Origin of the sequence: Chromobacterium alticapitis, assembly GCF_002924365.1 — a bacterium.
GTDB lineage: Bacteria > Pseudomonadota > Gammaproteobacteria > Burkholderiales > Chromobacteriaceae > Chromobacterium > Chromobacterium alticapitis.
Window position 1 is genome coordinate 58,742 of the sequence record NZ_PQWB01000042.1, and the last position, 17,748, is coordinate 76,489.

The 17,748-nt window shown below is 63.4% G+C and carries 16 protein-coding genes; 5 read left to right on the top strand and 11 right to left on the bottom strand.

Annotated elements, in window-relative coordinates; genetic code table 11:
• Positions 1-44: 44 nt before the first annotated feature.
• The 5 genes from C2I19_RS11130 to C2I19_RS11155 form a co-directional block, all read right to left on the bottom strand.
• Positions 45-755 (bottom strand): class I SAM-dependent methyltransferase, encoded by a 711-nt coding sequence (locus tag C2I19_RS11130; protein ID WP_103902765.1) that lies wholly within the window; start codon positions 753-755, stop codon positions 45-47.
• Positions 756-896: 141 nt separating this feature from the next.
• A complete protein-coding gene (locus tag C2I19_RS11135) occupies positions 897-1,874 on the bottom strand; it encodes a SphA family protein (protein ID WP_103902801.1) in 978 nt (325 codons plus the stop codon).
• A gap of 403 nt (positions 1,875-2,277) precedes the next feature.
• Entirely contained in the window at positions 2,278-4,242 is a 1,965-nt protein-coding gene (gene acs, locus C2I19_RS11145; protein ID WP_103902767.1) for an acetate--CoA ligase, read from the bottom strand.
• Between the two features lie 71 nt (positions 4,243-4,313).
• A complete protein-coding gene (locus C2I19_RS11150; RefSeq protein WP_103902768.1) occupies positions 4,314-5,993 on the bottom strand; it encodes a cation acetate symporter in 1,680 nt (559 codons plus the stop codon).
• Positions 5,993-6,301, bottom strand: a complete 309-nt coding sequence (locus tag C2I19_RS11155) for a DUF485 domain-containing protein (protein ID WP_103902769.1) — start codon at positions 6,299-6,301, stop codon at positions 5,993-5,995. Before C2I19_RS11155 ends, C2I19_RS11150 begins: the two co-directional genes overlap by 1 nt.
• Positions 6,302-6,537: 236 nt before the next feature.
• On the opposite strand from C2I19_RS11155, the gene C2I19_RS11160 reads away from it, so the two are divergent.
• Positions 6,538-7,281: a class I SAM-dependent methyltransferase gene (locus C2I19_RS11160; RefSeq protein ID WP_158253694.1), complete on the top strand. Its 744-nt coding sequence runs from the start codon at positions 6,538-6,540 to the stop codon at positions 7,279-7,281.
• Here C2I19_RS11160 and C2I19_RS11165 read toward each other — a convergent pair.
• On the bottom strand, positions 7,278-7,475 hold the full coding sequence (locus C2I19_RS11165) for a hypothetical protein (RefSeq protein WP_103902771.1): 198 nt from the start codon (positions 7,473-7,475) through the stop codon (positions 7,278-7,280). The two genes, C2I19_RS11160 and C2I19_RS11165, sit on opposite strands and share 4 nt — an antisense overlap.
• 77 nt (positions 7,476-7,552) lie before the next feature.
• Positions 7,553-7,999, bottom strand: a complete 447-nt coding sequence (locus C2I19_RS11170) for a lysozyme (RefSeq protein ID WP_103902772.1) — start codon at positions 7,997-7,999, stop codon at positions 7,553-7,555.
• A gap of 315 nt (positions 8,000-8,314) precedes the next feature.
• On the opposite strand from C2I19_RS11170, the gene C2I19_RS11175 reads away from it, so the two are divergent.
• The 4 genes from C2I19_RS11175 to sph all read left to right on the top strand — a co-directional run bounded on the left by C2I19_RS11175 (position 8,315) and on the right by sph (position 12,548).
• Positions 8,315-8,857: a cytochrome b gene (locus C2I19_RS11175; protein ID WP_103902773.1), complete on the top strand. Its 543-nt coding sequence runs from the start codon at positions 8,315-8,317 to the stop codon at positions 8,855-8,857.
• Positions 8,858-8,880: 23 nt separating this feature from the next.
• Positions 8,881-9,450, top strand: coding sequence for a YceI family protein (locus C2I19_RS11180; RefSeq protein ID WP_103902774.1), 570 nt, complete (start codon positions 8,881-8,883; stop codon positions 9,448-9,450).
• Between the two features lie 31 nt (positions 9,451-9,481).
• Positions 9,482-10,060, top strand: a complete 579-nt coding sequence (locus C2I19_RS11185) for a YceI family protein (protein WP_103902775.1) — start codon at positions 9,482-9,484, stop codon at positions 10,058-10,060.
• Between the two features lie 910 nt (positions 10,061-10,970).
• On the top strand, positions 10,971-12,548 hold the full coding sequence (gene sph, locus C2I19_RS11200; protein WP_103902776.1) for a sphingomyelin phosphodiesterase: 1,578 nt from the start codon (positions 10,971-10,973) through the stop codon (positions 12,546-12,548).
• A 17-nt stretch (positions 12,549-12,565) separates the two neighbouring features.
• On the opposite strand, the gene C2I19_RS11205 is transcribed toward sph, so the two are convergent.
• From C2I19_RS11205 to C2I19_RS11220, 4 genes are read right to left on the bottom strand one after another with little or no spacing between them, the layout of a single operon-like run.
• The gene (locus C2I19_RS11205; RefSeq protein ID WP_103902777.1) at positions 12,566-13,654 is read right to left on the bottom strand and encodes an NAD(P)/FAD-dependent oxidoreductase; all 1,089 of its coding nucleotides are present in this window, start codon (positions 13,652-13,654) and stop codon (positions 12,566-12,568) included.
• Positions 13,644-15,455, bottom strand: a complete 1,812-nt coding sequence (locus C2I19_RS11210; protein ID WP_103902778.1) for a LodA/GoxA family CTQ-dependent oxidase — start codon at positions 15,453-15,455, stop codon at positions 13,644-13,646. The genes C2I19_RS11205 and C2I19_RS11210 overlap by 11 nt, the downstream gene beginning before the upstream one ends.
• 12 nt (positions 15,456-15,467) lie before the next feature.
• Positions 15,468-16,748, bottom strand: coding sequence for a ferritin-like domain-containing protein (locus C2I19_RS11215; RefSeq protein WP_103902779.1), 1,281 nt, complete (start codon positions 16,746-16,748; stop codon positions 15,468-15,470).
• A 58-nt stretch (positions 16,749-16,806) separates the two neighbouring features.
• Positions 16,807-17,646 carry a heme-binding protein gene (locus C2I19_RS11220; RefSeq protein WP_103902780.1) on the bottom strand — a complete coding sequence of 280 codons (840 nt, stop codon included), beginning with the start codon at positions 17,644-17,646 and terminating at the stop codon, positions 16,807-16,809.
• Positions 17,647-17,748: the final 102 nt, after the last annotated feature.

Consider the following 17,748-nt stretch of genomic DNA (forward strand, 5'->3'; position numbering starts at 1 on the left):
CTTATTGACTTCATCCATGGCGGAACGCCCTCCGGGCTTCCGCCCTACCGTTTGCGCGCCAGCATGGTTGTCAGGAAGTCCCGTCCGAACAGCGGGCCATCCGCCGGCATATCGCGCATGGGGGTGATGGCCTCTATATCCAGCCAGGGCGACCACAGCTCGCGCAAGCGCGACTCGTCGTATCCCTGGCCGCCGCCTAGGCTGTTTTTCTCGTATACCTCGGCGTCGCTGAAGCCGCTGCCGCCCGTCGGTGCGAAGCACACCAGGCCGAAATAGCCGCCCGGCTTTAACATGCGGGCGACGCGCGCCATGTACTGATGGCGGCGATGAGGCGCGAGGTGGTGGAAGCAGCCGCCGTCGTAGACCAAATCGGCCGCGTTGTCTTCAAATGGAAATTCGAATACCGAGGCCTGGATGACTTCGACGCGCTGTCCGCTAGCGGCGGCGCGTTCGCGGGCCCAGGCGATGGCGGATTCCGAGAAGTCCACGGCCCGAACGCGAAATCCCTTGCCGGCCAAGTGCAAGGCGTTGCGGCCGTGGCCGCAGCCTAGGTCTATGGCCAGTCCAGGCGAAATGCGGCCCGCGTCTAGCCAGGCGGCGAGGTTTTCGTCAGGGGCGTCGACGAAGAAAGGGCAGGGGCGTTGCCGGTTTGCGTAGAACGACGGCCATTTCTCGTTAGCGCTGGCGAGGAGGGCATCAAGGTGAGCCAGCTCTGTTTCGTCCAGGGAGGAGAAGTCGTGTGGGGAAAGCGTCATACTCTGTAGGGTTTCATTAGGCGATTCCCGGTTCCCATCACGCTCGGGCTGCTTGCGACTATGAGGTTCCGTGAAGGGATCAAGTATCCAGAAGGTGAGCTTATCGGCGGAACGCCCTCCGGGCTTCCGCCCTACAAGAAATCAGAGCGGCACAAACAGCGACAGCCAGGCGTTCCAGCCGGCGGTGCGGTTTTTGGCGTCGAATTCGTCATAGGCCTTCAGATTGGCGTACCACTTGTGTTGGCCCACCTTGAAGAAGTAGCCCGCTTGCGGTCCCAGGCCGGCGACTTGCGATTTCAGGTTCTTCTTGCCCAGGCCCGGCGCATCGTCGTTTTCCAGTTGGTGGTAGGCGTAGCCGACCAGGCCGATATGGAAATCCTCATTCAGGAATTGCGACAGCGAGATGTCCAGATGAGCGTCGGTGCCGTTGCGGTAGTCGGTGTCCGGGTTCTTCTGGTTGAAGGTGAGGCCCAGCACGGCGGAGAACTCGGTGCCGTTCTTTTCATCGAGATAGCTGTAGCCGCCGCCGGCGTCGTATGACCAGTGGTTCAGGCCCAGGTTGGCGGCGCGGTTCACGTCGTAGTCGCCTGTCGGCGCGCCGACTGTCGCATACGCCAGATAGTTATGCTTGCCGAAATTCCATTTCAGCGTGGCCATGGGGTAGAGGTCGCCGATGCCGCTGCGGGTATCGTCGCTGCTGTCGCTGCGCGTCTTGCCCTTGGGCGTGGTGGTGGCCGCGTTGGCGTATACCTCGGTGCGGCCGTACAGGCCGGTCAGCGAAATGGCAGCCTGCGCGCCGGCCACCGGCGTGGCGAAGGTATAGGTCGGCGCGATGAACAGCAAGTCGTTGGGCGTGCTCAACTGGGCATTGGTGACGCGGCCCTTTTTGTTCTGGTTGCGGGTGGCCGAGTCAGCATAAGCGTGGTAGCCGCTGAATGTCCAGGACCAGCCCGGATCGTTTTGCACCGCGGCGAACGTGCCGATCTGCCCTGGCAGCCAGAAACCCATGCCGCCTTCATCGGCCTGGGCTTGGGCGGCGCAGAGCGCGGCGGCGGCCAACAGGCCGGCGCGCAGCAGTTGGGAGGGGCGGAAGGCGGAGCGGCGAGGGGGATTCTTCATCGGCATGGCTCTTGCTGGGTGGCGGCGTCTAAACGCTATTGGCATAGTCTTTTGTTGGAGTGTCGCATATTCCGATGACGGTTAACAGGCGAGCAGAACGCGTCTGAGCGTGAAAATGAACAGGCGGCCAAGGCATAGCCAGCCGAGCGCTGGCCGCGCCGCGCGACACGGCCTTTGGCGAGTTGAAGCTGGCCAGGCTGGGGCCACGGCGCGGCCGGTCAATGCCGGTTCGCTGAAGGTGTTGCAGCGCAATGGCTTCACTGTGTTCGGCAAGGCGGAGCGGAGCATGCTGCTGCACGGGGAGCGGCATGATTTGTGGCATATGGAGTGCCGTTCGCCGTTTTTCCCGCTGAAATAAAAAAAGCCGTCGCGCGGGCGACGGCCGTCAAGGTCTACAAGGGGATTACAGGGGCTGTTGCAGCTGCTGCAGGATTTGCGGGTTTTCCAGCGTGGACACGTCCTGGGTGATTTCCTCGCCCTTGGCGATGGAACGCAGCAGGCGGCGCATGATCTTGCCGGAACGGGTCTTGGGCAGGTTCTCGCCGAAGCGGATGTCGTCCGGCTGCGCGATCTTGCCGATCTCGTGCGCCACCCAGTTTTTCAGCTCGGCCGCCACGGTCTTGGCGGCGTCGCCTTGCGGGCGGGCGCCCTTCAGCACCACGAAGGCCACCACGGCTTCGCCCTTGACGTCATGCGGCTTGCCGACCACGGCGGCTTCCGCCACCAGCGGGTTGGCCACTAGGGCCGACTCGATCTCCATGGTGCCCAGACGGTGGCCGGATACGTTCAGCACGTCGTCGATGCGGCCCATGATCCAGAAATAGCCGTTCTCGTCGCGGTTGGCCGAATCGCCGGCCAGGTAGTACTGGCCGTTGAACTCGTCCGGGAAATAGGTTTTCTTGAAGCGGTCCGGGTCGTTCCAGATGGTGCGCACCAGGGACGGGAACGGTTTCTTGATCACCAGGAAGCCGCCGCGGCCCGGTTCGACTTGCGCGCCGGATTCGTCGACGATGTCGGCGATCACGCCCGGCAGCGGCAGGGTGCATGATCCCGGCTTGGTGGCGACGGCGCCCGGCAGCGGCGCGATCATGGCCGAGCCGGTTTCGGTTTGCCACCAGGTATCGACGATGGGGCAGCGGCCGCCGCCCACCGTTTCGTAATACCAGATCCACGCTTCCGGGTTGATCGGCTCGCCCACCGTGCCCAGCACGCGCAGGCTGGATAGATCGAACTGCTTGGGCAGGTCGGCGCCTAGCTTGATCAGCGAGCGGATGGCGGTCGGCGCGGTGTAGAAGATGGAAACCTTGTGTTTTTCAATCATGCGCCAGAAGCGGCCGGCGTCCGGATAGGTGGGCACGCCCTCGAAGATGACCTGGGTGGCGCCATTGGCCAGCGGGCCGTAGCAGACGTAGCTGTGGCCGGTGATCCAGCCCACGTCGGCGGTGCACCAGAAAACGTCGTTGGGCTTGTAGTCGAACACCCAGCGGAAGCTGTTGATCGCGCCCAGCAAATAGCCGGCGGTGCTGTGCTGGATGCCCTTGGGCTTGCCGGTGGAGCCCGAGGTATAGAGGATGAACAGCGGGTCTTCGGCGTTCATCCATTCCGGCTCGCAGGCCTCGCTCTGGCCTTCTATCAGCTTGTGCCACCATACGTCGCGGCCATCGGTCCAGTCTGCGCCGCCGTTGGTGCGCTGATACACCACAACGTGCTTGATAGACTCCGCGCCTTCCAGCGTCAACGCCTCGTCCACCGTGGACTTCAGCGGCACGCTCTTGCCGCCGCGCAGGCCTTCGTTGGCGGTGATCACCACCGTGGCGCCGGCATCCTGGATGCGGTCGCGCACCGCGCCGGCGGAGAAGCCGCCGAACACCACGGAGTGGATGGCGCCGATGCGGGCGCAGGCCTGCATCGCCACTACGGCTTCAATGCCCATGGGCATGTAGACCACCACGCGGTCGCCCTTGGCCACGCCCAGGCTCTTCAGGCCATTGGCGAACTGGCAAACGCGGCGGTGCAGCTCTGCATAAGTGACGCGGGTGACGTCGCCGTCGTCGGCCTCGAAGATGATGGCGATCTTGTTGGCGTTGGCGGCCAGGTGGCGGTCCAGGCAGTTGTAGGACGCGTTCAGCACGCCGTCGTCGAACCACTTGAAGAACGGCGCCTGGCTGTCGTCCAGCACGCGGGAGAACGGTTTCTTCCACGTGATCAACTCGCGCGCCAGATCCCCCCAGAACGACAGGTAATGATCGTCGGCCTGCTCGCACAAGGCGTTGTAGGCCTCCATGCCGCTGATCGCCGCCTTGCGGCGGAACTCGTCCGACGGGGCGAAGCTGCGGGTTTCCTTGAGGATGGAATCTAGCGTCGACATGTGTTTCTCCAAAGTCTTTGATGTTGTCGCCACGCGTCATCCGGCGCGCGGCGTGTCAATGATGGTGACATTTAATGCTTGCTGGCGCCACTGGCTCCGATGCCGGTCATCGCCCGCACGTACTGGGCTTCGAACTTGGATTTTTCGAGGGCCGCCTGCTTGGAGCTGTCCAGCACCGAGATCAGCCAGGTGGTGACGAAGGCCAGCGTCATCGAGAAGATGGCAGGGTTCTTGTACGGGAACACCGCGTGCTCATGCTTCAGCACTTCCACCCACACAGTCGGCCCCAGCACGATCAGCACCACCGCGGTCAGCAGGCCTACCAGGCCGCCCAGCACGGCGCCGCGCGTGGTCAGGCCCTTCCAGAACATCGACAGGAACAGCACGGGGAAGTTTGCCGAGGCGGCGATGGAGAAGGCTAGGCCCACCATGAAGGCGATGTTCTGCTTCTCGAACACCAGGCCCAGCACGATGGCGACGACGCCCAGCACCACGGTGGTGATCTTGGACACGCGGATCTCATCGGCCTCATTGGCCTTGCCATGCTTGATCACGCTGGCGTACAGGTCATGCGACACCGCGGACGCGCCGGACAGCGCCAGGCCGGCCACCACCGCCAGAATGGTGGCGAAGGCGACGGCGGAGATGAAGCCGAGGAAGATGTCGCCGCCGACGGCGTCGGCCAGGTGGATGGCCGCCATATTGTTGCCGCCTATCAGCTGGGTGACGGATTTGCCGTTCTTGACCACGGTTTCCATCATGCCTGGATGGTTCAGCACCAGCATGATGGCGCCGAAGCCGATGATGAAGGTGAGAATGTAGAAGTAGCCGATGAAGCCGGTGGCGAAGAACACCGACTTGCGCGCTTCCTTGGCGTCCGCCACGGTGAAGAAGCGCATCAGGATGTGCGGCAAGCCGGCGGTGCCGAACATCAGCGCCAGGCCCAGCGAGATGGAGTCGATAGGATCAGCCTTGCCCGGCGCCATGATGGCGGCGCCCTTGCTGTGCGCGGCCACGGCTTTCTCGAACATCATTTCCGGGCTGAAGCCGACGGTAGACAGCACCATGATGGCCATGAAGGTGGCGCCGGACAGCAGCAACACCGCCTTGATGATCTGCACCCAGGTGGTGGCCAGCATGCCGCCGAACAGCACATAACAGACCATCAGCACGCCGACCATTAGCACGGCGGAGCTGTAGCTCATGCCGAACAAGAGCTGGATCAGCTTGCCCGCGCCCACCATCTGCGCGATCAGGTAGATCGCCACCACCACCAGCGTGGACAGGGCGGCGAAGCTGCGCACCGGCGTCTGCTGCAGGCGGTAGGAGGCGACGTCGGCGAAGGTGTATTTGCCGAGGTTGCGCAGCCGCTCGGCCACCAGGAACAGGATGATGGGCCAGCCGACCAGGAAACCCATGGAGTAGATCAGGCCGTCGTAGCCTTTCTCGAACACCAGGGCGGAAATGCCAAGGAAGGAGGCTGCCGACATGTAGTCGCCGGCGATGGCCAGTCCGTTCTGGAAGCCGGTGATGCCGCCGCCGGCAGCGTAGAAATCGCTGGCTGATTTAGTGCGGCGAGCCGCCCAGTAAGTGATGCCCAGCGTGAAGGCCACGAACACGAAGAACATGATGATGGCGTGCCAGTTGGTGGCTTGCTGCTTGACATCGCCTTCTATCGCGCCGGCCGCGCAGGCTAGCGCGGGCAGCAGGGCCGCCGCGCAGGCGGCGAGTTTGAGTCGGATTTGCTGCATCACTTGGCCTCCTCGACGATTTGCTGGGTCAGCGGGTCGAATTCATGGTTGGCGCGGCGCACGTAGATGCCGGTCAGCACAAAGGCGGACAGGATGATGAATACGCCCACCGGGATGCCTACGGTCATGGTGGCGCCTTGGTACAGCGGTTTGCCCAGCAAGGCTGGATCAAAGGCCAGCACCAGGATGTAGCCGTAATAGATGACCAGCATGACGATGGCCAGCGTCCAGCCTAGGCTGGTTTTCTTGTGGACCAGTTCCAGATACTTCGGATTGGACTGGATCTTCTTCAGAGTCTCCTCATTCATGACATCCTCCTTTAGGGGTAGGGGTGTTCTGCGCTTTGGATGGCGCTGAACAAAACATACGAGAGGAAGGCTGCCGCAATCTAATCGTATTTTTTGATGCGGCAAATTAGCCAGGCCGATGATTGAATAAAAAATATTATTGAAATCAACTGCTTGTTATGGAATTTTTGCTCGAATCTCGCCGTTTGAAATCATGGGGCATAATGACTTTGGAATGCCGCTTTGGGGTGGAGAGAATGCCAAATTTGCTGTATGAAGCGCCAGAGCTGGCTGAGATTTACGATTTATTCAATACCTGGGGCGCGGACAATGATTTCTACATGGGCTTGCTGTCGGAGACGGCAAGCCGCGTGCTGGATTTGGGCTGTGGCACAGGCATGCTGGCGGCGGCGATGTCCGGCCTGGCGGAGGTGACGGGGCTGGAGCCGGCGGCGGCGATGCTGGAGATTGCGAGGCGGCGGCCTGGCGGCGAGAGCGTGCGCGGGTTGCGGGGCGATGCGCGCGATTTCGAGCTGGATGGTCGTTTCGATCTGATTTATTGCGCCGGCCATGCTTTCCAGTGCTTCCTGACCGAGCAAGACCGCCGGGCGGTGTTCCGCATGGTCCGCGTCCATTTGGCGGAGCGGGGGCGCTTCGTGTTCGAAACCCGTAATCCTGCGGCCAGATCATGGCTGCGTTATGACAGCCAGCCGCCGCGCCGCGTCCGTCATCCGCGTTTGGGCGAGGTGGCGCTTAGCCACAGGCTGTTGTCCGAGACGGACGGCTTGGTTGCCTATCGCAGCCGCTATCATTTTGTCGATCAGGATCAGGCGCGAGAGGTGGATGCCGCATTGCGCTTTTGCGATTTGCCGACGTTGCGGGCGGAGCTGGAGGCCGAGGGCCTGCGCATCGCCGCCCTGCAAGGGGACTGGCAGGGCGGCCCCTTGTGGGAGGACTGCGCGGAAATCATCCTGACCTTGGCGCGCGCGGACGCGGCCTAGCTGTTTTGGCCGGGCTTGGGCTGGAAGCGCAGGCAAGGCCGGCCTGACGCCTCCTGCACGTCGAGACAGGGCAGGCGTTTGCTGGAGAAGCCCATGGCGCGGCAGCCATAGGGGAAGGCCGGGTTGTATGTGATGAAGTAGTGCTGACAGCGTCGGCACAGCAGGGCGTCTCGCGCTGAGCGGGTGTGGGGCATGACTGGAATGAACAATGAGAAACCCGCCCAGCTTAGCAGCGGGCGGGCGGTTTGTGGCGGCGACGCGGGAAAGAGGCTTAGGCGGTGGCGGATACCGGCGTCAGGAACAGGGCTTGCTCTGCCTGGCGGCGCTTTTGCAAGCCCGGCAGCACTTTGCCGCCGGCCTTGTCCCACAAGGGGAATTGCCCGGCCGCGCCCTGGTAGTCGCCCTGATTCAGCAGACGCAGCAGAGTGGAGCTTTGCAGATTGCCCAGCCCCAGGTTGTAGCTGAAGCTGACCAGCGCGTCGAACTGGTTCTGATTGATGGCAACCTTGACCTGATTGCCGATGCCCTGCTCGAAGCGCGCCAGATCCTGGCGCAGCAACTGCTCGGCCTGGTCGTTGCTGATGGTCAGGCCCGGCTTCACATCAGGGCCGGTGTGGCCGTAGCCTATGGTCCAGACGCCTACCGAATCCTGGTAGGCGGTCAGTTTCAGTCCTTCGAACTGTTTGATCAGGTTGATGCCGTTGGTGCTGGTTTGCATGCTGGTGTCTCCGTGGCGTGTGGCCGGCTGGCTTGGGGTTGTCATGGGAGCTGCGCAGTACGGGGTGAAGCCGGTAGCGGGTTAGAATTTTTATCGGCATTCCCGCTTGTCACTGTCAAGCGACTAAGTAGTCATGCGGGTCATTCTGCCGACGCGACACGCTATTGTTTATTAATGGGAAACAATAAATTTGTTTAGGCGGGCTTTTTCAGTAAATGAAAACCGCTTACATTCAGCATCATCCATGGGCATGCGCGCTCTGTTCCCTGCCTTGAGCCGCCGCGCATGGATCGTCGATTTCAACCCGAGGCCGCCATGTCCCAAAAGCGTTACACCGCCACCGCCATTTTTCTGCACTGGCTGATGGCCCTCATGCTGATCTGCCTGTTCTGCGTCGGCTTCTACATGCATGGCCTGCCGCTGTCGCCGTTCAAGCTGAAGATTTATTCCTGGCATAAATGGGGCGGCGTCAGCGTGTTCCTGCTGGTGTGGCTGCGCCTGGCCTGGCGCGCCGGGCATCGTCCGCCCGAGCTGCCCGTATCCATGAGCGGCGCGCTGCGCGCGCTGGCCCATGCGGGCCACGCCATGCTGTATCTGCTGATGGTCGCCATTCCGCTGTCCGGCTGGCTGATGAGCTCGGCCAAGGGCGTGCAGACCGTGTATCTCGGCGTGCTGCCGCTGCCGGACCTGATCGCGCCCAATCCCGAGCTGGGCCACGCCTTGAACGCGCTGCACCGCGCCTTGAATTATCTCTTGGCCGCGACAGTGATCGGCCACGCGGGCGCTGCGCTGAAACACCATTTGATAGACAAGGACGACGTGTTGAGCCGCATGCTGCCGTGGCGCGCCCGTTCCTGAATCCCCCACCCGGAGAACCGAACATGATATTCCAACGCATCGTGCTGCCGTTGCTGCTCGGCGGCATGCTGGCCGCCCCGCTCGCGGCCCAGGCTGCGGCCTACACCGTCATTCAGCAAGACAAAAGCAATATCGCCTTCGGCTACAAGCAGATGGGCGTGGGCATGCAGGGCCATTTCAAGAAATTCTCCGCCGCGCTGAATTTCGACCCGGCCAAGCCGGCGACGTCCAAGGCGGAGCTGACGGTGGACATCGCCAGCATAGATACCGGCTCGGCCGAGGCCAACGACCAAGTGTCGGACAAGGACTGGTTCAACACCAAGCAGTACCCGACGGCCCGCTTTGTGTCCGGCGCCATCAAGCCGCTGGGCGGCAACCGCTTCCAGGTGGACGGCAAGCTGACGATCAAGGGCCGCACCCAGGCCGTCAGCACGGTGGCCACCATGACGCCGCAGGGCGCGATGGCGGCTTTCGACGGCGCTTTCGCCATCAAGCGCGCGGACTTCGCCATCGGCGAGGGCGATTGGAAGGATTTCGGCACCGTCGCCAACGACATCCAGATCAAGTTCCATCTGCTGGCGCGCGCCAAGTAAGCGCGGCCGCACTCAAACAAGGACAGAAACCATGAAGAAACTGACCCGCCTCACCCTGGCCGCCGTAGCCTTCGCCGGATTCAGCGGCGCCGCGCTGGCCAAGCCGGAAACCTACGTCATCGACGGCACGCACACCTTCCCGCGTTTTTCGTACAGCCATTTCGGCTTTTCCACCCAGCTGAGCCGTTTCGACAAGACCAGCGGCAGCATCGTGCTGGACAAGGAAGCCAAGACCGGCTCCGTGGACGTGACCATAGACATGAAGTCGGTTGATACCGGCTACCCGGTGTTCAACGGCCATATCCAGGGCGCGGACTTCTTCGATACCGCCAAATATCCGACCGCCACCTTCAAGTCCACCAAGGTGCTGTTCGACGGCGACAAGCCGACCGCGGTGGAAGGCAATCTGACCATCAAGGGCGTGACCAAGCCGGTGACGTTGACGCTGTCCAGCTTCCAGCAGCAGCCGCACCCGATGCTGAAGAAGGACGCCATCGGCGCCAACGCCAGCACCGTGGTCAAGCGCAGCGAGTTCAACGCCGGCAAGTACGCGCCCTACGTGGGCGACGAGGTGACGATCAGCCTCGCCGTGGAAGCCATCCACGAGTAAGCGCATTGCTTGCGAAGACCAAAACAGCCGCGCTCCGAAAGGGCCGCGGCTGTTTTTTCAGCCTATGGTCCCGAACCCCTCCACCACTGCCGCGCGTCCATGGCGGCGAGAAGGGCGAAAACCAGCAGGAAGATGGGTAGTTCCTCGCGCATGGCATAGCCGGCGCGGACGCCGAACCATAGATTGACGGCGGGGCGGCGAGCCACAGTGGGATGAATGCCAGCGCGCCGACAGCGGGTTGGCCGCTCAGATGGCCGGCGCCCAGGCAGGCCGCCAGCCAAGTGAACCCACCCAGCATCACCAGTGCGGTATGCATGTCTCTTTCCTTTTCCGGACTGCTCAGGTCTGTCCGATATCCAGCCCCGCAATGCGCCCGTCCGCGTCCAGCGCGAAGCGGAAATAGGCTTTGAAATCTCTCCAGCGCTCGGTATGGAAAACCCGGACACTTCCAGCCCATCCGGGCTGACGCTAGGGATGGAGGCGAAGCGCTCATGACCCAGCGCCGCGCGGCTGAACGCCGCCAGGTCGCGCGGAGCGCCGTCGTCGAACAGGCGGGCCTGTGGCGAGAGTGGCGTGCTCCAGGCGGCTAAATTCCCAGCCTGTAGCGCGGAGATGGCGTAGCGGACGGCATTTTGCGGTAGGTGATGCAAATCCATGTTTCGGCTCCTCTTGCCCTTGGCTCATCCATGGCGGGCCATCCGCCTGAGATGATGCTTTATGGTCAAAGTAGCGCGTATTGGATTTTGGATAATCCATGTCATCCATGGATTCACTAATGGACCCACTGGTCGAGAAATATGAACAATCGACTTGATAAGTGCGAATGTATTTTTAAATTTTCAATAATTAACCATTTTGCAATTCATCTTGCCCAATTTATCCGGTTTCCATTCTGGTTCGAGGATTCCGAATGAAAATCAGGAAGGTTTTGTTAGGCGCGGCGCTGGCCTGGACCGCGGCGGCCGTCGCCGCCCCGCCGGAGGCGCTGCGGCTCTCCACTTGGAACGCCATGCTGCTGCCGCAGGCCTTGTATCCCAACTATGGCCAAATGCGCCGCGTTGAACTGATGGCAGCCTCCCGCATCGCCCAGGATCAGGACGTGATGGTGTTCCAGGAGCTGCAGGACAATGCGGCGTCTGAGCGCTTGCTGTCCCTGCTCAAGCCGCGCTTTCCGTATCAGACGCCGGTGATAGGCCGGACCCGGCAAGGCTGGGATGGCAGCGAGGGCTGGAACGCGCTGAAGCCGGAGGACGGCGGCGTGGCCATTGTCAGCCGCTGGCCCATCGCGGAAAAGCGGCAATACCTGTTCCAAACGCCTGGCTGCAGCTGGGATGGGCAAGCGCTGAAAGGTTTCGCCTATGCGAAAATCAATGCCGACGGGCGGATTTTCCATGTCATAGGCACGCATCTGCAGTCCGAAGACAGCGGCTGCGCCAACCATGGCGACATCGCCGTTCGCCAGGCCCAGTTGCGCGAGATGGCGAACTGGATACAAGCCCGGCACTTGCCGCCGGAAGAGACGGTGATCGTCGCCGGCGACATGAATACGGACCGCAATAAGAGCGCCGAGTACCGCGCCTTGCTGGACATCCTGAATGCCGACGAGCCGCGCTATGCCGGCATGCCGTACAGCTTCGACACCGCCGGCAACGGCATCGCGCTGGAGCGCTACGGCGCGCGCACGGGCGACGCGCCGGAGTACCTGGATTACATCCTGCTGCTGAAGGGGCATCGCCAGCTGGCGGCATGGCACAACCAGGCGCTGGACGCGGCCTCGCCGCAGTGGACCGTCCAATCCGCCGTGGCGAAGCAAACCTTCGCCTACGCTGATTTCAGCGACCATTACCCGGTGCAGGCTTTCGCCTGGGCGGACGCCTCGGTCCCGCGGCGCTCGCTGACGGCCCAGCCAGGCAGCTATCGCGGCGTCACCCTGCAGAATCTGGCCAATGGCCGTTACGCGCGGGCCGCGGATGCCAACGATGGCTGGTTGAAGACGGATGCGGCGGTGCCTGGCGCGAGCTCGCGATTCAATCTGTCCAATAATTTTTCGATGCGCGACAACGGCTGCATACGTTCCGGCGAGTATGTCAGGCTGGAGCGGGCAGACCGGCCCGGCTGGTTCTGGACCTGGTGGGGCGCTCCGGGCGCCAACCAGTACGCCTATTACACCGCGCAGGGGCCTTTGAACCGCTCCGCGGAGTTGCGGCTGGTCAATTACAGCCGGCCGGATGGCTGTCTGCAGGACGGCGACGTGGTGTCGTTCAAGGACTGGGCGCGCGCGGCGGATTATTATCTGACCGCCTGGCCCAGCGGCGGCCATGCCGACCAGCTCTATCTGTGGCAGGCGGCGGCCGGAGCAGGCGAGCGTTTCCGGGTGAGCCTGAGCGAGCCGCCGCGCTATCTGGACTGGTCCGCGGGCTTGCTTGATGCCAAGCGGCGCGAAAGCCGCAGGGCGTCGCCTGGTAAGTTGTCCGGCCGCGGCGTTTGAATCCGCGTCAGCAGGTCCTAGCCGGAGGCTGGCGGCAGCGCCCCGCGCCGCCGCCAGAACGGCTGATCGCGCCAACGCGTTTCCAGCAGATAATGTTGCCGCCTTTCCGCCAGGTAACGCGAGAAGCTGTCGTTGGCGCGCCGCGCGTAGCTGCGCGCGAGGCTAGCGTCTCCATCCAGCATGCCGGCGATGGCCGGCGCGGCGGCCAGCGCGTCGCTGAGCGCGCCGCTGATGCCGGACGAGGTCAGAGGGTCCAGCCCCATCAGCGCGTCGCCGACGCAGAGCCAGCCCGGTCCGGCCGCGCGGGAGGCACAGCCGCTGTGCGCGGCGAAGGCGTGGATCGCCTCTATCCCTTGCGGCGGCGGCAGCCGTTCCGCCAGCAGCCGTGTCCCGCGCCAAGCGGAGAGGAAGGCGTCGGGCTGCTCCAGCCGCAAATCGCGGGCCAGGTCATGGTCCGTCATCAGCGCCACCAGCGCCCGGCCATCCGGCAGCGCCGCGGCGTACCACCAGCCATAGGGACAGGACTCGACCAACGAATAGCCGCTCAATTCGCCAGTCGCATCCACGTGACAGGCCAGCGCCTGCAACCGGTCCAGCCTATGGCGCGCCACGCCCAGCCGGGAGGCCAGCGGCGAGCGCCTCCCCCCGGCGTCCACCACTACCCGCGCGAACGTTTCGCCCAGGCCGCGCACCTGCAGCCGCCAGCCTCCATCCGCCGGGGCGATGCCGTCCAGGCCGGACTGGCCGAGAAAGGCCACGCCGCTCGCCATCGTTTCCTGTTGCAGCATGCGGTCGAAAGCGGCGCGATCCAGATGCCAGCCGTGGCCGCGGCCGCGAAACAGGAAGTGGTCCAGCTGCGGGGTTTCCGCGCCCCACAGGGCGAGATTGCCGTGATAGGGACGGTGGCGGGCCAGATCATGCTGGATGCCCAGGCGTTCCAGCAGGCCGGCCACATCCGGCGTGGCCGACTCGCCGATGCGGAAGGGCTGCGCCAGCGGGCGGTCCACCAGCAGCGTGTCCACCCCCAGCTTTTGCAAGGCGAGGGCGACGGCGCAACCGGCTGGACCGGCGCCGGCGACCAGTGCGTCGTAGTGTTTAGCGCTCATTGTTTCGAGCGGCGCCCGTCGGGTCGAAAGGACGCGGCAGCGCGCGTTCCACTTCGACGAAGCGCCGTTCGCCTTCCACCTGCTTTTCCATGATGAAGCCCAGGCCGGACCAGAATTTCACCATCTCGATGTCCTCGGCGAAGCGGATGTAGCTATTGGACATCTGGTCGTAGTCCGTGCCTATCCATGGCACCTGTTTGCCGGTTTCCTGATCCGGAGACGGCGGCGGAGAGGCTTGCAGGGCGCGCGGCTGCGGCTTCGGCTCCAGATAAACGTACTCCGGCCGTTGCGCGGGCCACCACCACAAGGTGCGGCCGTCCAGCGGCTGGGAAGAGCATTCGTTGAAGTCCGCCTGCCACGGAATGGCCATGTAGCGGGTGACGTCGCCGGGCTCCATGCCGCGCTTGAGGTTGAAGTCCAGGCTCAGCGGGCCTTGCGGAACGAAATGGTTGCGGATGCGGAACGGTTCGCGGTAAATGGCCGGATTGCGCGAAATCCAGGTCATCTCTATGCCGGGCGAGAACGGGCCGCCCACACAGTTGTCCAGCGCCGCGCGCGTCAGGTCCGCGGCGGTTTCGGCGGTCGGCGGCTGGTTGACGAAACTGCCGGCCACCCATTGCTGCAGCATGAAGTACTGAGTGTCGGTCAGGCGCATGTATTTGCTGGTGGCTGTGCTGGGCACCAGGCAGTTGTCGCCGGCGAGGTAGGGCATCATCGTCGCGCCGCCGGCGTTCAGGATGTCGTTTTCCTGATAGGGCGGGCGGATGAAGTCCAGAATGTACTGGCGGAAGCCGCGGAATTCCTCGGCGCCCAGCCCGTCGGCGCCGGTGGCGCCCAGCATGCCGAAGTCGAACTGGTGCGGCTTGGGCGGAACGGCCGCTACCCACGGCATATAGGTGGCGCGTTCCAGCAAGGGTCTGATCTCGGCCTGGAAGTTGGGCAGGAAGCCGTTCTTGCCGGATTTCCAAAAGCCGTTTTCGTAAATCTCAGGATAATGGCCGCTGCGCACCATGGCGTCGAAGATGGTGTCGTACAGGGTCACCAGATTGGGGACTTCCGGCGCGTATTTGGGCGGCGCCACCAGCACGTGGGCGGGCTGGGCCTCTATCACCGTGCCGTCGGCCAGTTCGATGCGGGCGCTGACCGGGCCGTCCGAGGTATCGTCCCACCAGCCGTCGTTGTTGGCATAGTCCGTGATTGTGGCGTCGGGATCGGCGGAGCCGGCGATGCCGTAGCCGCCCAGCACCAGCAGCCGTCCGTCCTGGTCGGTGCGCAACTCGCCCAGGGTGTCTATCGAGTCCTTCATCGGGTACAGCGGGCTGGGCGGAAAGTGCGCGCCCTCATAGCCGGCCGGCACGGTGGTTTTGCTGAACTGCTCTCCCCGCTGGCTGCTGCCGGCAATGCTGCGCGGACCGGCGTCTATCAGCAGGGTATGGCGGTCTTCCACCTGCGGATTGCGCATGGGATGGTTCGAGGCATAGCCGTCTTCTCCCTCGGCCGGCACGAAGGTGTACCAGCTGGGCTTCTTGTTGGCCAGGTGCACGGTCCAGCGGATGGATTTGACGCCGGCGCTGGACAGCGTCAGCGGCTCGCTCTTGCCGTCTTCCACCTTATATACCTGGAAGCGCGCGGCCTGGCGGCACAGCCTGCCTTGTTCGTCGCGGAAGTCCCGCTGGTTGAACGGCTGGCCATCCGGCATGATGGGCAGACCGCAATAGCGGTCCGGCTCGATGTAGAACTTGTCCGGTGCGTTGCCTACGCGGGCGACGCCGATGGCGGGGTAGATCCGGTACTCGGTCATGGTGTCTCCCTATTATGCGTGGTGGGTTTGCGCGGCGGCGATCAGCTGCTTGACGTTGGCGCTTACGTTACTCAGCGCGTGCTGCAGCTCATGGCGCTCGGCCGGATCGGCCACTTCTTGCCCCACCACGCCCAGCGCTTTTTGCAGCCGCTTGGCGAAGTCCTGCAGATTGCTGCCGGGCTGGTACAGGTAGGTGGGGGCTCCATTGGGGCCGACGCTGCTGTCGGTGTCCGCGTGCAGCGGGGTGTTCATCAGTTGCCGCGCCAGATTGGGCATGGCCTGGTGCATCAGCGGCAGCGCCAGCGTGAAGAAGGTATCGTTGGCATTGCCGGCGCGGGAGGCGAAGCTGTGTTCCATCGCGTCCAGCATCAGGCTGTAGGCGATGTCGAACAGTTCTACCAGCTCGATGGCCACCGGATTGGTGAAGTCGCTGCGTTTGGGGTTGGAGACGATGGGATAGCTGTCGGGGAAGCTGTCCTTGTCCAGCGACACGGTGCGGAATTTCTTGAAGTGAGACATCTCGTACGGCGAGCCTATGATGGGGCCGTAAGTGCCGTCTGTGCGCTCGCCGTAGGTGTTGTAGGTGGCCCAGGGCTGGATGGGGATCATCGATTGCGCTTCCGGCACGCTGCCCTCGCCCTGTTGCACGATCTGTTGCACGCCAAGCTTGGCGCTGGCAAGGTCTGTCACCTGAATGGGGGTGCCGCCGAACTTGCCGAGATAGATGTCTGTGCGCTGACAGGCGTCCGGATTCTGCTCGAACAGCGGCTGCGCGCCTTTATAGGCCTCCAAACCGTCTTCCAGCGCATCGTACAGTTGGGCGATGTAGCTGTAGTTGTCGCCGCGCGCCGGCGCATGGGGCGGCGCCGGCGTTTCGATCGCGGTGAAGGTGTCGTTGAATACTTCCAGCGAGGCGCGGCACAAGCCGATGAACGGCGTAGTGCTGGTGTTGGCGTGCGGCAGATAACAGGGGTAGGTCGGCGCGCTGGCCCCGGTCATCTTGGGGCGGCCGCCTATGGCCACCAGCAGGTTGGCTGCCTGGTTGATGTGGAACATTTCCTCCATCATCACGCTGCGCAGCAGCTGGTAGGCCTTGGTGTTCGGATCGCTGATCGAGTACAGCGCGGTCAGGTAGGGCGGGATGGTGGTCATTTCCACCATGATGGCCAGTTGGGCCAGGTCTTGCAGGGGCTTGCGGCTGTCGCCTACGGCTTTGTCTTCGGCGCTGGGCTGGCCTAAGACGCGGTCGAACAGCATGCCGAACGGTTTCTTGGAAGCGGCCTGGGTAGTCATGTTTTCTCCGCGTGTCGTGAGGAACGCGCCGCGCGGGGCGGCGCGCGCAGTGCCGCGATCAGCGCTTGATCAGCGTGGCGACGGAAATGTGCGGCCAGACGATGCCGTCGAATACCAGCAGCACGGTCTGCGTGTATTGAAGCTGCAGGAACTGGCTGCCGTCCGGGCGCTGCACGGTTTCTATCCAGAAGATCGAGTCCATCTCGACGGCGTTGGCGTTGACCACGATGAAGGGGATGTTGACGACGGCGCCGACATTCTTGGTGCTGACCGGCAGGTTGATGGTGCTGACGATTTTCAGGCCTGTGTCGATTTCGCGATTCAGCACGTCCACCAGGGCCTGGTTCGGGTTCTGCATGTCGAAGCCGGGCGGAAACTTGCCGTTCAGGTACGGGTCGGTGTAGCCCAGCGGCAGCGGCGGATGGCCAGGCAGCGGGGTGGGCAAGGTGCTGACGGGAGCGATGACGGGGGCGCGAGCCTCACAGGAGGACTGGCCCTGCGCCAGCAGCGAGTCGCCGTGCGGGATGGTGGACTGGCGCACGATGGTGGACGGCGCGTCCGGATCGCTGGTGGGCGGCACGTGCAGCCACAGGCCGGGTTCGGTGTGGATGCCTTCGTCGGTGGCGGCGTCGTTGACCTGCTGCAGATAGGTCAGGCCGTAGAGGAGGATGTCGTCCTGCTTGGAGCCGCGGTTGGGAATCGGCCCGCCTATGGGCGAGAAGGACAGGGTTTCCCGGGTGGCGTTGACGATCAAACGGAAGATTTGCTTATTCTGGAAGTCCGGCACGGCGATCATATTGTAGCCGTGTCCCACCCAGGTGCCGGGCAGTTCGGCGAGCGGGCCCAGATTGTTCTCTACTTGCTTGATGGGCGCGGCGGCGCGTTGCAGCAGGTTCATTTCTCGACTCTCCCATATAGGCGTTGCGGCCTGTGTTTGCGAGCTGGGGATGATTTTGCGCATGAATCATGCCGAATAGGTGTTATTGCTTATCCATGTTGG

What these genes read in the sequence shown, in the direction of transcription:
- C2I19_RS11130 (WP_103902765.1), bottom strand. Translation starts at nt 755, where the DNA reads ATGACGCTTTCCCCACACGACTTCTCCTCCCTGGACGAAACAGAGCTG.
- C2I19_RS11135 (WP_103902801.1), bottom strand. Translation starts at nt 1,874, where the DNA reads ATGAAGAATCCCCCTCGCCGCTCCGCCTTCCGCCCCTCCCAACTGCTG.
- acs (WP_103902767.1), bottom strand. Translation starts at nt 4,242, where the DNA reads ATGTCGACGCTAGATTCCATCCTCAAGGAAACCCGCAGCTTCGCCCCG.
- C2I19_RS11150 (WP_103902768.1), bottom strand. Translation starts at nt 5,993, where the DNA reads ATGCAGCAAATCCGACTCAAACTCGCCGCCTGCGCGGCGGCCCTGCTG.
- C2I19_RS11155 (WP_103902769.1), bottom strand. Translation starts at nt 6,301, where the DNA reads ATGAATGAGGAGACTCTGAAGAAGATCCAGTCCAATCCGAAGTATCTG.
- C2I19_RS11160 (WP_158253694.1), top strand. Translation starts at nt 6,538, where the DNA reads ATGCCAAATTTGCTGTATGAAGCGCCAGAGCTGGCTGAGATTTACGAT.
- C2I19_RS11165 (WP_103902771.1), bottom strand. Translation starts at nt 7,475, where the DNA reads ATGCCCCACACCCGCTCAGCGCGAGACGCCCTGCTGTGCCGACGCTGT.
- C2I19_RS11170 (WP_103902772.1), bottom strand. Translation starts at nt 7,999, where the DNA reads ATGCAAACCAGCACCAACGGCATCAACCTGATCAAACAGTTCGAAGGA.
- C2I19_RS11175 (WP_103902773.1), top strand. Translation starts at nt 8,315, where the DNA reads ATGTCCCAAAAGCGTTACACCGCCACCGCCATTTTTCTGCACTGGCTG.
- C2I19_RS11180 (WP_103902774.1), top strand. Translation starts at nt 8,881, where the DNA reads ATGATATTCCAACGCATCGTGCTGCCGTTGCTGCTCGGCGGCATGCTG.
- C2I19_RS11185 (WP_103902775.1), top strand. Translation starts at nt 9,482, where the DNA reads ATGAAGAAACTGACCCGCCTCACCCTGGCCGCCGTAGCCTTCGCCGGA.
- sph (WP_103902776.1), top strand. Translation starts at nt 10,971, where the DNA reads ATGAAAATCAGGAAGGTTTTGTTAGGCGCGGCGCTGGCCTGGACCGCG.
- C2I19_RS11205 (WP_103902777.1), bottom strand. Translation starts at nt 13,654, where the DNA reads ATGAGCGCTAAACACTACGACGCACTGGTCGCCGGCGCCGGTCCAGCC.
- C2I19_RS11210 (WP_103902778.1), bottom strand. Translation starts at nt 15,455, where the DNA reads ATGACCGAGTACCGGATCTACCCCGCCATCGGCGTCGCCCGCGTAGGC.
- C2I19_RS11215 (WP_103902779.1), bottom strand. Translation starts at nt 16,748, where the DNA reads ATGACTACCCAGGCCGCTTCCAAGAAACCGTTCGGCATGCTGTTCGAC.
- C2I19_RS11220 (WP_103902780.1), bottom strand. Translation starts at nt 17,646, where the DNA reads ATGAACCTGCTGCAACGCGCCGCCGCGCCCATCAAGCAAGTAGAGAAC.